Raw genomic sequence first — 12,783 nt, 5'->3', positions numbered from 1 at the left:
AGCCAGCTCCCACCCCGACCGCATAGACCTCAAGCCATGCGCTGCCCCTGTGGGAGCTGGCTTGCCGGCGATGGGCTGCGAAGCAGACCCAGTCATGGATTTGACTGATATCAACACGCCGCGCGTGGCCGCAGACCATGATGCAGTGTGCATGACCGCAAGGATGCAGACCGATGAACCGATACGCCCCCAGGATCTTCGCCACCGCGCTGATCGCCCTGCTCGCAACAGCCGGCGGGCTGGGGTACTGGAAGTCGCTCCACGACCAGTTGCCCGAAGGCCTGAGCATGGGCAACGGCCGCCTGGAAGCCACCGAGGTGCAGATCGCCAGCAAAATCCCTAGTCGCCTGGCCGAAGTGCTGGTCGAAGAAGGTGACAAGGTAAAACGCGGCCAGCTGCTGGCGCGCATCGACACCCGTACCATGGAAGCCCAGCGCAGCCAGGCCGAAGCCGAAGTGCTGCGCGCCCGGGAGAACTACGCCGCCGCCCAGGCCAGCGTGCAGCTGCGCCAGAGTGAACTGCTGCTGGCCAGCCAGGAGCTCAAGCGCGTGCGCGAGATCTTCCAGCGCAAGTACGCCAGCCAGCAGTTGCTCGACCAACAGCAGGCGCGCTTCGACACGGCCAACGCCGCCGTGGTCGCCGCCCGCGCCCAACTGGCGGCGATCAAGGCCGCCATCGGTGCCGCCGAGGCCCAGGTGGCGCAGCTCACCAGCGAAATCGACGACAGCAGCCTGCGCGCACCGATCGACGGCATCATCCAGCTGCGCCTGGCCGAGCCCGGTGAAGTGCTGGGTGCCGGCGGCCGCGTACTGATGCTGATCGACCCCAGCGACCAGTACATGAACCTCTACCTGCCCGCCTCCACCAGCGGCCGCCTGACCGTCGGCGACCAGGCGCGGATCGTGCTCGACGCCCTGCCCGAGCGGGCGCTGCCGGCGAAGGTGGCCTTTGTCGCGGCCAAGGCCCAGTTCACCCCCAAGCAGGTGGAAACCCGCGACGAGCGGCAAAAGCTGGTGTTCCGGGTCAAGTTGCGCCTGACCGACCCGGGCGCCGTGCCGCAGGCCAAGCCGGGTATGCCAGGCGCCGGCTATGTACGCACGGTTGATGTGGACTGGCCGGCCAACCTGCAATGAACGCCGCGGCACTGCTGGCCGAGGGTATCAGCCATCGCTACGGCGACCTGGTGGCCCTGCACCCCCTAGGGTTCAGCCTGCCGGCGGGCACCCGCTGCGCGCTGATCGGCCCTGACGGGGCTGGCAAATCGACCCTGCTGGGGCTGATCGCCGGCGTCAAGCGCCTGCAACAGGGCGAACTGCAGGTGCTGGGTGGCTCGATCCGCCAGCGGCGCCATCGCGCGGCGCTGTACCCGAAAGTGGCGTTCATGCCGCAGGGGCTGGGCAACAACCTGTATCCGGAGCTGTCGATCAGCGAGAACATCCGCTTTTTCGCCACCCTGTTCGGCCTCGGCCGCCGTGAATGCGAACAGCGCATGGCCAACCTGCTGCAGGCTACCGACCTGCAGCGCTTTGCCGAGCGCCCGGCGGGCAAGCTGTCGGGCGGCATGAAACAGAAGCTGGGCCTGTGCTGCGCACTGATCCACGAGCCGGACCTGCTGATCCTCGACGAGCCGACCACAGGTGTCGACCCACTGTCACGGCGGCGCTTCTGGGAGCTGGTCGAACAGGTGCGCGCACAGCGCCCGCAACTGACCCTGCTGGTGGCCACTGCCTACATGGAGGAGGCCGAACAGTTTGAACATTGCCTGATGCTCGATGGCGGTCGCCTGCTGGCGGCCGGCCCCAGCCGTGAACTGGCCGCAGTCACCCCCAGCGGCAAGCTGGACGACGCCTTCACCCACTACCAGGGCGCGGGCAAGGCACAACACCCTCTGCTCATCATTCCACCACGCCCGGCCACTGACACCTCGGTCGCCATCGAGGCCAACGACCTGACCCTGCGCTTTGGCGATTTCACTGCCGTGAACAAGGTCAGCTTCGCCATTGGCCGCGGGGAGATCTTCGGCTTCCTCGGCTCCAACGGCTGTGGCAAGACCACCACCATGAAAGTGCTCACCGGCCTGATGCCGGCCAGCGAAGGCAGCGCCAGCCTGCTCGGCCGCCCGGTGGATGCCAGCGACCTGGCCACGCGCAAGCGGGTCGGTTTCATGTCGCAGAGTTTTTCGCTGTATGGCGAGCTCAGCACCCGGCAGAACCTGAACCTGCATGCGCGCCTGTTCGACCTGCCAAAGGTCGAGAGCGGCCAGCGTATCGACGAACTGATCGAGCGCTTCGACCTGGGTGCCATCGCCGACCAGCCATCCGGCGCCCTGCCCCTCGGGCTGCGCCAGCGCCTGTCACTGGCAGTGGCAGTACTGCACCGCCCGGAAGTGCTGATCCTCGACGAACCCACCTCCGGCGTCGACCCGGCTGCCCGTGACGACTTCTGGCGCCTGCTGGTGGAGCTGTCACGCGAGCAGGGCGTGACCATTTTCCTGTCCACCCACTTCATGAACGAAGCCCAGCGCTGCGACCGTATCTCGCTGATGCATGCAGGCCGGGTACTGGCCTGCGACACGCCGGGTGCCCTGCAACGCCAGTACCAGGGCAACACCCTGGAGGACGCGTTCGTACGCTGCCTGGAACAGGCCCAGGAACTGGCGCTACAAGCTACCGACAACGCCGTGCTGGAGCAGGCCACCACACCTGCGCCAGCGCTGCGCCAGGGTTTCAGCCTGCGTCGCCTGCTGGCGGTGGCCGGCCGTGAGGGCAAGGAGCTGCTGCGCGACAAGGTACGCCTGGCCTTCGCCCTGCTGGGGGCGGTGTTCATGATGGTGATCTTTGGCTATGGCATTTCGCTGGATGTGGAAAACCTCGCCTTCGCCGTACACGACCAGGACCAGAGCCCGCAAAGCCGGGCCTACCTCGAAGCCTTCCGTGGTTCACGCTATTTCGCCGAACAGGCGCCCATCCGCGATACCCGCGAAATGCACCAGCGCCTGCAGCGCTCTGAAATCAAACTGGCGCTGGAAATTCCGCCCGGCTTTGGCCGCGACCTGTACGCCGGGCGTCAACCGGTCGTGGCTGCCTGGCTCGATGGCGGCATGCCGTTCCGCGCGGAAACCAGCCGCAACTACGTTGAAGCCGTGCACCAGGCCAACCTCGACCAACTGGCCAAGGCCAGCCCACAGCCGCAGCAGCGCCAGGACCTGGTGCGCCTGGAAACCCGTTTTCGCTACAACCAGGATGTGGTCAGCGTGAACGCCATCGGTCCAGGAGTAATGGCGCTGATTTTGGCCTTCATCCCGGCCATGCTCACCGCGCTGGGTATCGTCCGCGAGAAAGAGCTCGGCTCCATCACCAACTTCTACGCCACACCCCTCACCCGCCTGGAATTCCTGCTCGGCAAGCAGATGCCCTATCTGGCCGTGAGCCTGGTCAACCTGGCGCTGCTGGTGGCGATGAACCGCTGGCTGTTCGCCGTGCCGCTCAAGGGCAGCGTGCTGGCCCTGGCCTGTGGCGGCGTCGCCTATCTGCTGGCGACCACCAGCCTTGGCCTGCTGATCTCGGCCTTCACCCGCACCCAGATCGCCGCCATCCTGGGCACCATGATCATCACCAGCCTGCCGACCATCCAGTTCTCCGGGCTGATCGTGCCACGCTCGTCGCTGGACGGCGCGGCGGCGGTGATGGGCCAGCTGTTCCCGGCGGGCTACTTCCTCGATATCGCGGTCGGCACCTTCACCAAGGCGCTGGGCCTGCGCGAACTGTGGCCGCAGTGCCTGATCCTGCTCAGCTTCTTTACCGTGTTCACCGGCCTGAGCCTGGCCATGCTGAAGAAGCAGGAGGCCTGAGATGTCACGCCTGAACCATACCCTGCGCCTTGGCCTGAAAGAGCTGACCAGCCTGCGCCACGACAGCGTGCTGCTGTTGTTCCTGCTGTATGCCTTCAGCGTGGCTATCTACATGCCCGCAGCCGGCTCGGTGATCGGCGTGCACAACGCCAGCGTCGCAGTGGTGGACGAAGACCACAGTCTGCTGTCGCGCAAGCTCGGCGAAGCCCTGCAACCGCCCGAGTTCCAGCCCGCCGTACCGCTGGCCCCGGGGCGCCTGGACCAGGCCATGGACAGCGGCCAGTACACCTTCGTGATCAACGTGCCGATGAATTTCCAGAGCGACCTGCTGGCCGGACGCTCGCCGGAACTGCAGATCAATGTCGACGCCACGGCCATGAGTCAAGCGTTCATGGGGGCCGGCTACATCGGCCGCATCTTCGAACGCGAGTTGCTCGACTACAGCCAGCGCAGCAACACACAGAGCCCGGTGGTAATCAACGCCAAGGCCCTGTTCAACCCCAACCTGGAGGGTGGCTGGTTCCTGGCGGTGATCCAGATCATCAACAACATCACCATCCTGGCGATAATCCTCACCGGGACAGCGTTGCTGCGCGAGCGCGAGCACGGCACCCTCGACCACCTGCTGGTGCTGCCGCTGACCGCGCTGGAAATCATGCTGGCGAAAATCGCCAGCAACGCGCTGGTGGTGGTGATCTGCACCTGGATTTCGCTGGTGGTGGTGGTCAAGGGCGCGCTTGGCGTGCCGCTCTCCGGTTCGATGGGCCTGTTCCTGGCCGTGACCGCGCTGTACCTGTTCGCCAGCACCTCACTGGGCATCTTCCTCGCCACTCTGGCGCGCTCGACGCCACAATTCGGCCTGCTGGCAATCCCGGTGATCATCCCGATGCTGTTGCTGTCCGGCGGCAGCACACCGCTGGACAGCATGCCGCAGTGGCTGCAGTGGGTGATGCAGGGGTCGCCGTCGACGCATTTTGTCAGCCTTGGCGCCGCAATCCTGTTCCGTGATGCCGGGTGGACGGTGGTGTGGCCGGACATCCTGGCGCTGGCTGTGATCGGGCTGGTGTTCTTCGGCGTGGCGCTGGCGCGGTTTCGCCGAAGCCTGGCGTCCTGATCCAAATTGGGATCTAGCAACAAAGACAAAGGGCGCCTTTCGGCGCCCTACTCACAGACAGGTCGGCTTGTCATCGCCATACACCTGCCCGGCTCTGTAATTGCTGGTTGAACCAGGATCCGCAGAGTCTTGCAAGCCCCTTACGGGAACAGGCCCATTATCACGTATCGAGCGTTACATTGCCAACAGACTGCACTGTTGCTGGATGTGTGAAGCCCAGCGTAAAGCCAACAGCAGCCCTCACGGCGGCGAAATGCTCTGGCCGCATTGTAAAGGTGATGTATTCCCGACCACCGCCCTGCCGCGACCTGACCCGGCATCTGTCCAGTCTGGAGGTAGCTACCGTGTAGATCATGTCGCACTTCGCCCAGCATGTCAGGGCCGGGCCGGGGAGATAACTCGGCAGCACAACGTGATGCCTTGTCATGTGATCCGGAGCGGTGGTGCTCAGCGGGATTATCGTCACCAAATGACGGTTTTGACTGTGCTTGCGAAGAACGACAACCGGGCGCACCTTGATCATTTCAGGCACTTGAAAGCCTGAAAAGTCGCACATCAGTACAGTCGCCTCTTTCGGCTGGTACTTCAAAGGCATTGCCAACACTCTCAAGCAACTGAAGACAAGGCACAATTTAGCTTGGCCTTGGCTTCAGAAACCGAAAACTGGCGGGCTTACAGGAAAGACGGAAAGGTCCTACAACCGTGGTAAGCCTGACTTCAATCCAGCTCACCAGCAATCGACCTCACAGTGCTTCAGGTCACTGCACGATCAGGTTGTTGAACAGCAGGTCTTCGACGATCGGTTTGCCCTCTTCGGCTTCCATTACCTGCTGCACCTGTTTCAGCGCTTCCTGGCGAAGATGCTCCTTGGCCTCGACGTTGCTCATGCTGTCCACCGACTGTTGGGTGAACAGCGCCACCAGCTGATTTCGGATCAGCGGCTCGTGGTGCTTCACCGCCTTCGCGGCTTCGTCGCCGGTCACGCGCAGGGCCACGTCGGCCTTGTACACGCGCAGCCGCGGGCTGCCGTCGAGGGCATAGTTGCCGACAAAGGGCGGGCTCAGGCTGATGTAGGCGACTTTTGGCGCCCCTTCCTTGGCTTCCTCGGCCATGGCCGCAGCCGGCAGCAGCAGCGCCAGCACCATCAAGATCCACGCTTTCACGAATTCGCTCCTCAATACAGTTGGCGCCAGCTTACCCAGCACACCGCTCAAACCCAAGCCCGGGCTCATGCCGCACTTATGCCTGCACATCAGGGCAGGCCATGCTCGTTGACCGGGCAGGCGGCCCTCCTACACTTATCGGCCACGACCCGCAAAGGAATAGCCCCGATGAAAGCTGTGTTGTGCAAAACCCTTGGCCCGGCGCGCGATCTGGTGCTGGAAGAGGTGACCAGCCCGGTGCCGAAGAAAAACGAGATCCTGCTGGATGTGCAGGCCGCCGGAGTCAACTTCCCCGACACCCTGATCATCGAAGGCAAGTACCAGTTCCAGCCACCGTTGCCGTTCTCCCCCGGCGGCGAGGCGGCGGGCGTGGTGGCCGCCGTCGGAGAAAAGGCCGGCGCGTTCAAGGTCGGCGACCGGGTCATGGCACTGACCGGCTGGGGAGCGTTTGCCGAGCAGGTGGCTGTGCCGTTCTACAACGTGCTGCCGATCCCGGCGAGCATGGACTTCACCACCGCTGCAGCATTCGGCATGACCTACGGCACCTCCATGCACGCCCTGCGTCAGCGCGGCCAGTTGCAGGCGGGCGAGACACTGCTGGTGCTGGGCGCGTCCGGCGGGGTCGGCCTGGCGGCGGTGGAGATCGGCAAGGCCATGGGCGCGCGAGTGATCGCGGCCGCCAGCAGTGCGGAAAAACTGGCCGTGGCCAAGGCAGCCGGGGCGGATGAACTGATCGACTACAGCCAGGCCAGCCTGCGTGACGAGATCAAGCGCCTGACCGGTGGCCAGGGCGTGGACGTGATCTACGACCCGGTGGGTGGCGAATTGTTCGAACAGGCAGTGCGCGGGCTGGCCTGGAATGGCCGGTTGCTGGTGGTGGGCTTTGCCAGCGGGACCATCCCGCAGCTGGCGGCCAACCTGGTGCTCCTCAAAGGTGCCGCGGTACTGGGGGTATTCTGGGGAGCGTTTGCCCAGCGTCAGCCGGAGGACAATGCGGCCAACTTCCGGCAGCTGTTTGCATGGCATGCCGAAGGCAAGTTGAAGCCGCTGGTATCGCAGACTTATCCACTGGCTGAAGCCGGGGCTGCCATTGAAAAGTTGGGGCAGCGGCAGGCTGTGGGTAAGTTGGTGGTGCTGGCCAGGTAAGACAGTTCCGGCCTTTTCGCGGGTTCACCCGCGAAGAGGCCGGCACAGGTAATCAAACCTCCCGCAGGTTATGGCAGCGCCTGAACCGTGCCTCCAGGTTGCGATCGGGCATCTGGTGGCTGCGCAGGGCGTTCAAGGTCTGTTCGACATAATCACGCGTGGTGCCATAGCGCCCCTTGGCACTGGCCAGTATCTGGCTGAGCAGGGTGTCCGGCAGGTTCCCGGCATAGCACGGCAAATGCCGCTCCAGCACGAAGCCCAGGGCCTGCACCTTGCTGCCATCACCCAACCGACAACTGAGCCAGTGCGGCCGGTACGCCGGGTACGGCATCTCGCGCTGCCACAGGGCCATCAGCGACTCGTCCAGGCTGCTGTCATCCAACCGATAGGCAAAACCACTGCAGGAGCCACCGCGGTCCAGGCCAAACACCAGCCCGGGGGTTTCCGGGGTGCCACGGTGTTCGTGCGACCACAGGTACAAGCCGCGGTGGTAACCATGTACACGCGCGCGTTGGCGTTCCACCGAGTTGCACTCCGGTCGCCAGATCAACGAGCCATAGGCGAACAGCCAAACCGGCCCACCCTGATGGCGAGACATGGTTGTCTTCATGGAATTGAACAACTGTTCGCGAGTATGTTGCTGACCGAAGTCGAGTGTCGGTGGATATGAAACTTCCCAGGACATACTTTCAAGTGCCGACATAAGCTGCCGCCATTATCCCTGTAAACTACGGATGTAGCGAGATTCGATTACGATGCGCCCCAAGCCTCTGTACCAAGGGCGCTTGCAGTAACCATAGGACAGAAGTGCGGGAATACTCAAGCCCTCGCGCCAGAGTTTCATCCGCGCTCCCGACGACTGGAAAGTACTGTTTCGGCAACTGTGAAAGTTATTAGCCAAGGCGGTAACAATTACCGCCTTATACCCATACTTTCAAACTTCGGTTATTAGCCGCGTGGTGCGTAGGCAAACACATCGGCGCGCATGCGGTGCGCATCCATGCCGGCTTCGACCAAGGCGTCGAGAGTGGCATAGATCATGTTCGGCGAGCCGCTGGCATATACATGCACGCTGTTGAGGTCGGCGATGTCTTCGCAGACCGCCTCATGCAGCATGCCGCAACGGCCTTCCCAACCGCACAGGTCGCTGACCACCTGGTGAAGGAACAGGTTGGGCAGGCGCTGCCATTCGTCCCAGTGCTCGATCTGGTAGAAGTCTTCGGGCCGACGCACGCCCCAGTACAGGTGCACCGGGTGCTTGAAACCCTGAGCCCGGCAATGCTCGACCAGGCTGTGCATCTGGCCCATGCCGGTGCCAGCAGCGATCAGCACCAGCGGCCCGTCAGGCAACTCGGCCAGGTGGGTGTCGCCGAACGGCATTTCGATGCGCGCCAGGCCGTCGCGCTTGAGTTGCTCGATAAGTTGCAGCGCACTGGGCTCGCGCGCCAGCACATGCAGCTCCAGTTCGCGCCCGGCATGGGGTGCGGAAGCCAGCGAAAACGCCGCCTGCTTGCCGCCTTCGCGCTCGATCATCAGGTACTGCCCCGCGTGGTAGCGCGGCGGCCTGCCCGCCGGCGCGCGCAACCGCACGCGCCAGACGTCGCCACCGACCTCGACGCACTCACTGACACTGCACGCCAGTTTGCGCACCGGCAACTCGCCCAGGGCGAGCACACCATCCCAGAGCAACACGCAGTCCTCCAGCGGTTCGGCAATGCAGGTGAACAGCTCGCCATGGTCGCGGACTTCACCGTCCTGGCGTACCCGGCCTTCGACCAACAACGCGGCGCAGACATGGCAATTGCCATTGCGGCAGCTGTTCGGGCAGTCATAGCCCAGCCGCCGCGCTCCATCCAGGATCCGTTCCCCGGGTTCGAGCGCCAGCACCGCCCCGGACGGCTGCAACGTTACCTGCATCAATCTATTCCCAACTGATCCCACAGCTCATCGATACGGCGGGTGACGGCTTCGTCCTTGACGATGACCCGTCCCCATTCGCGTGTAGTCTCGCCCGGCCACTTGTGCGTGGCGTCCAGGCCCATCTTCGACCCCAGCCCTGATACCGGCGACGCGAAGTCCAGGTAGTCGATCGGGGTGTTGTCGATCATCACCGTATCACGCTTGGGGTCCATGCGTGTGGTGATGGCCCAGATCACATCGTTCCAGTCGCGGGCATTGATATCGTCATCGGTGACAATAACGAATTTGGTGTACATGAACTGTCGCAGGAACGACCACACACCCAGCATCACGCGCTTGGCGTGGCCCGGGTACTGCTTCTTCATGGTCACCACCGCCATGCGGTACGAGCAGCCTTCCGGCGGCAGGTAGAAATCGACGATTTCCGGGAACTGCTTCTGCAGGATCGGCACGAACACTTCGTTCAGCGCCACGCCGAGGATCGCCGGCTCATCTGGCGGGCGGCCGGTGTAGGTGCTGTGGTAGATCGGTTTCTGCCGATGGGTGATGCGCTCGACGGTGAACACCGGGAAGCTGTCCACTTCGTTGTAGTAGCCGGTGTGGTCGCCATACGGGCCTTCCGGGGCCATTTCGCCCGGGTGGATCACGCCTTCCAGGATGATTTCGGCGGTAGCCGGTACCTGCAGGTTGCTGCCCCGGCACTTGACCAGTTCGGTGCGGTTGCCGCGCAGCAGGCCGGCGAAGGCGTACTCGGAGAGGGTGTCCGGCACCGGGGTCACGGCGCCGAGGATGGTGGCCGGGTCAGCGCCCAGGGCCACGGCGACCGGGAACGGTTGGCCAGGGTTCTTCTCGCACCATTCGCGGTAGTCCAGGGCGCCGCCACGGTGGCTGAGCCAGCGCATGATGACCTTGTTGCGGCCGATCACCTGCTGGCGGTAGATGCCCAGGTTCTGGCGGTCCTTGTTCGGGCCGCGGGTGACGGTGAGGCCCCAGGTGATCAGCGGCGCCACGTCGCCCGGCCAGCAGTGCTGGATCGGCAGGGCGCCGAGGTCGACATCGTCCCCCTCGACCACCACTTCCTGACACACCGCGTCCTTGACCACTTTCGGCGCCATCGACACGACTTTCTTGAAGATCGGCAGCTTGGACCAGGCATCCTTCAGGCCCTTCGGCGGTTCGGGCTCCTTGAGGAAGGCCAGCAGCTTGCCGATTTCCCGCAGCTCATCGACCGACTCGGCACCCATGCCCATGGCCACGCGCTCCGGAGTACCGAACAGGTTGCCCAGCACCGGGATGTCGAAGCCGGTAGGCTTTTCGAACAGCAATGCAGGGCCCTTGGCACGCAGGGTGCGGTCGCAGACCTCGGTCATTTCCAGGACGGGGGAGATCGGAACCTGGATGCGCTTGAGCTCGCCGCGCTGTTCCAGGCCACGGATGAAGTCGCGCAAGTCGCGATACTGCATGCAGGAGCCTCGTGTTGGCCGTATCGGTCGGGGTGCAGAGTGTAGCGCCGTTCAGTACCCAATGGCCAAAAATGACTTGGGGCCGCTTCGCGCCCCATCGCCGGCAAGCCAGCTCCCACAGAGTCCGCACAAGCTTCAAGAGCTGTACAGTACCTGTGGGAGCTGGCTTGCCGGCGATGGGCTGCGAAGCAGCCCCAATCAATTCCGGCCTGAAACGCTTACTTGCGCTTCATCGACAGGAAGAACTCGTCGTTGGTCTTGGTCTGCTTGAGCTTGTCGACCAGGAACTCGATGGCGGCGATTTCGTCCATCGGGTGCAGCAGCTTGCGCAGGATCCACATGCGCTGCAGTTCGTCGTCGGCGGTCAGCAGCTCTTCGCGGCGGGTACCGGAGCGGTTGATGTTGATAGCCGGGAACACACGCTTCTCGGCGATGCGGCGGTCCAGCGGCAGCTCCATGTTGCCAGTGCCCTTGAACTCTTCGTAGATCACTTCGTCCATCTTCGAGCCGGTTTCGACCAGCGCGGTGGCGATGATGGTCAGCGAACCGCCTTCCTCGATGTTACGCGCGGCACCGAAGAAGCGCTTCGGCTTCTCCAGGGCGTGGGCGTCGACACCACCGGTCAGCACCTTGCCGGAGCTCGGGATGACGGTGTTGTAGGCACGTGCCAGACGGGTGATGGAGTCCAGCAGGATGACCACGTCCTTCTTGTGCTCGACCAGGCGCTTGGCCTTCTCGATCACCATTTCGGCAACCTGCACGTGGCGGGTTGGCGGCTCGTCGAAGGTGGAGGCAACCACTTCGCCACGCACGGTGCGCTGCATTTCGGTCACTTCTTCCGGGCGCTCGTCGATCAGCAGGACGATCAGGTGGCACTCGGGATTGTTACGGGTGATGTTGGCCGCGATGTTCTGCAGCATGATCGTCTTGCCCGCTTTCGGCGGAGCAACGATCAGGCCACGCTGGCCTTTGCCGATCGGAGCGCACAGGTCGATGACGCGGCCGGTCAGGTCTTCGGTGGAGCCGTTACCGGCTTCCATCTTCAGGCGCTTGTTCGGGAACAGCGGCGTCAGGTTTTCGAACAGGATCTTGTTCTTCGCGTTTTCCGGGCGGTCGAAGTTGATGGTGTCGACCTTCAGCAGGGCGAAGTAACGCTCCCCTTCCTTCGGCGGACGAATCTTGCCGACGATGGTGTCACCGGTACGCAGGTTGAAACGGCGGATCTGGCTGGGCGAGACGTAGATGTCGTCAGGGCCGGCCAGGTAGGACGCATCAGCCGAACGCAGGAAACCGAAACCATCCTGGAGAATCTCCAGCACGCCGTCACCCGAGATCTCTTCGCCGCTTTTCGCGTGCTTCTTCAGCAGGGCGAAAATCACGTCCTGTTTGCGCGAACGGGCCATGTTTTCGATGCCCATCTGTTCGGCCATTTCCAAAAGATCGGTAATCGGCTTTTGCTTGAGTTCAGTCAGGTTCATAAGGGGAGTGACGTAATCATGTAAGAAGGGAGAATTAAGCTTCTGGCTTAATGAGGCCGCGCCGCTAGATGGCGACAGGATCGCGTACTGATTCGAATTAGGGATGCTTCGGCGACGGCGTGTAGAGGGCACTGGAGAAGCAGTGCGAGGCCGAATGTAACACTTGCTTTTTTCTGCGTCTAGTGCTCTGAAAAAGAAAAGCCCCGCATCTGCGGGGCTTTTTCACATCACAGGTGGGCGTCGAGGAACGCGGCCAGCTGCGATTTGGACAGGGCGCCGACCTTGGTGGCTTCGACGTTGCCGTTCTTGAACAGCATCAGCGTCGGGATACCACGCACGCCGTGCTTGGCCGGGGTTTCCTGGTTCTCGTCGATGTTCAGCTTGGCGACGGTCAGTTTGCCCTCGTAGGTGGAGGCGATGTCGTCCAGTACCGGAGCGATCATCTTGCATGGACCGCACCATTCAGCCCAGTAGTCGACCAGTACGGCGCCTTCGGCCTTAAGGACATCGGCTTCGAAGGAGGCGTCGGTGACATGTTTGATCAGATCGCTGCTCATGGATATCTCCAGGGTCGTAAGCAAAAAAACGTGGCCCATGATAGCCGTACCCACGCCCGACAGGAAGCCACGGACGATTGAGTGTAACTATA

11 protein-coding genes are annotated in these 12,783 nt (G+C 63.2%); 4 read left to right on the top strand and 7 right to left on the bottom strand.

The features are described 5' to 3' along the window. Positions 1–173: 173 nt before the first annotated feature. The 3 genes from IRZ77_RS19765 to IRZ77_RS19755 are packed head-to-tail and all read left to right on the top strand — an operon-like array spanning position 174 to position 4,964. Positions 174–1,133, top strand: coding sequence for an HlyD family secretion protein (locus tag IRZ77_RS19765; RefSeq protein WP_196174221.1), 960 nt, complete (start codon positions 174–176; stop codon positions 1,131–1,133). Next, entirely contained in the window at positions 1,130–3,850 is a 2,721-nt protein-coding gene (rbbA, locus tag IRZ77_RS19760; protein ID WP_153671417.1) for a ribosome-associated ATPase/putative transporter RbbA, read from the top strand. Before IRZ77_RS19765 ends, rbbA begins: the two co-directional genes overlap by 4 nt. Before the next feature lies 1 nt (position 3,851). Continuing rightward, positions 3,852–4,964 carry an ABC transporter permease gene (locus IRZ77_RS19755; RefSeq protein ID WP_046613635.1) on the top strand — a complete coding sequence of 371 codons (1,113 nt, stop codon included), beginning with the start codon at positions 3,852–3,854 and terminating at the stop codon, positions 4,962–4,964. Between the two features lie 160 nt (positions 4,965–5,124). On the opposite strand, the gene IRZ77_RS19750 is transcribed toward IRZ77_RS19755, so the two are convergent. Further along, positions 5,125–5,559 (bottom strand): type II toxin-antitoxin system PemK/MazF family toxin, encoded by a 435-nt coding sequence (locus tag IRZ77_RS19750; RefSeq protein WP_046613636.1) that lies wholly within the window; start codon positions 5,557–5,559, stop codon positions 5,125–5,127. Positions 5,560–5,722: 163 nt separating this feature from the next. Next, complete coding sequence (locus IRZ77_RS19745; RefSeq protein WP_025341058.1) at positions 5,723–6,127, bottom strand: flagellar basal body-associated protein FliL; 405 nt, start codon at positions 6,125–6,127, stop codon at positions 5,723–5,725. Positions 6,128–6,295: 168 nt separating this feature from the next. Here IRZ77_RS19745 and IRZ77_RS19740 point away from each other — a divergent pair, with 168 nt between their 5' ends. Continuing rightward, on the top strand, positions 6,296–7,273 hold the full coding sequence (locus IRZ77_RS19740) for an NADPH:quinone oxidoreductase family protein (RefSeq protein WP_046613637.1): 978 nt from the start codon (positions 6,296–6,298) through the stop codon (positions 7,271–7,273). 52 nt (positions 7,274–7,325) lie between these two features. On the opposite strand, the gene IRZ77_RS19735 is transcribed toward IRZ77_RS19740, so the two are convergent. The 5 genes from IRZ77_RS19735 to trxA all read right to left on the bottom strand — a co-directional run bounded on the left by IRZ77_RS19735 (position 7,326) and on the right by trxA (position 12,691). After that, positions 7,326–7,976, bottom strand: coding sequence for a gamma-glutamylcyclotransferase (locus IRZ77_RS19735; RefSeq protein ID WP_085602257.1), 651 nt, complete (start codon positions 7,974–7,976; stop codon positions 7,326–7,328). A 245-nt stretch (positions 7,977–8,221) separates the two neighbouring features. Further along, positions 8,222–9,190, bottom strand: a complete 969-nt coding sequence (locus IRZ77_RS19730; RefSeq protein ID WP_013974732.1) for a CDP-6-deoxy-delta-3,4-glucoseen reductase — start codon at positions 9,188–9,190, stop codon at positions 8,222–8,224. After that, positions 9,190–10,656, bottom strand: coding sequence for a 4-hydroxy-3-polyprenylbenzoate decarboxylase (ubiD, locus tag IRZ77_RS19725; RefSeq protein ID WP_025341062.1), 1,467 nt, complete (start codon positions 10,654–10,656; stop codon positions 9,190–9,192). The genes IRZ77_RS19730 and ubiD overlap by 1 nt, the downstream gene beginning before the upstream one ends. Positions 10,657–10,874: 218 nt before the next feature. Beyond that, positions 10,875–12,134, bottom strand: a complete 1,260-nt coding sequence (gene rho / locus IRZ77_RS19720; RefSeq protein ID WP_003253661.1) for a transcription termination factor Rho — start codon at positions 12,132–12,134, stop codon at positions 10,875–10,877. Between the two features lie 227 nt (positions 12,135–12,361). Beyond that, positions 12,362–12,691, bottom strand: coding sequence for a thioredoxin TrxA (gene trxA, locus IRZ77_RS19715; RefSeq protein ID WP_003253660.1), 330 nt, complete (start codon positions 12,689–12,691; stop codon positions 12,362–12,364). Between the last annotated feature and the right edge of the window lie 92 nt (positions 12,692–12,783).

Origin of the sequence: Pseudomonas pudica, assembly GCF_015680405.1 — a bacterium.
GTDB lineage: Bacteria > Pseudomonadota > Gammaproteobacteria > Pseudomonadales > Pseudomonadaceae > Aquipseudomonas > Aquipseudomonas pudica.
The sequence above is the reverse complement of the archived record's forward strand: the minus strand, read 5'-3'. Positions and strand labels throughout refer to the sequence as shown.

Bases quoted from the DNA above. Each gene is read 5' to 3' on its own strand.
- IRZ77_RS19765 (WP_196174221.1), top strand. From the start codon at position 174: ATGAACCGATACGCCCCCAGGATCTTCGCCACCGCGCTGATCGCCCTG.
- rbbA (WP_153671417.1), top strand. From the start codon at position 1,130: ATGAACGCCGCGGCACTGCTGGCCGAGGGTATCAGCCATCGCTACGGC.
- IRZ77_RS19755 (WP_046613635.1), top strand. From the start codon at position 3,852: ATGTCACGCCTGAACCATACCCTGCGCCTTGGCCTGAAAGAGCTGACC.
- IRZ77_RS19750 (WP_046613636.1), bottom strand. From the start codon at position 5,559: ATGCCTTTGAAGTACCAGCCGAAAGAGGCGACTGTACTGATGTGCGAC.
- IRZ77_RS19740 (WP_046613637.1), top strand. From the start codon at position 6,296: ATGAAAGCTGTGTTGTGCAAAACCCTTGGCCCGGCGCGCGATCTGGTG.
- IRZ77_RS19735 (WP_085602257.1), bottom strand. From the start codon at position 7,976: ATGTCGGCACTTGAAAGTATGTCCTGGGAAGTTTCATATCCACCGACA.
- IRZ77_RS19730 (WP_013974732.1), bottom strand. From the start codon at position 9,190: ATGCAGGTAACGTTGCAGCCGTCCGGGGCGGTGCTGGCGCTCGAACCC.
- ubiD (WP_025341062.1), bottom strand. From the start codon at position 10,656: ATGCAGTATCGCGACTTGCGCGACTTCATCCGTGGCCTGGAACAGCGC.
- rho (WP_003253661.1), bottom strand. From the start codon at position 12,134: ATGAACCTGACTGAACTCAAGCAAAAGCCGATTACCGATCTTTTGGAA.
- trxA (WP_003253660.1), bottom strand. From the start codon at position 12,691: ATGAGCAGCGATCTGATCAAACATGTCACCGACGCCTCCTTCGAAGCC.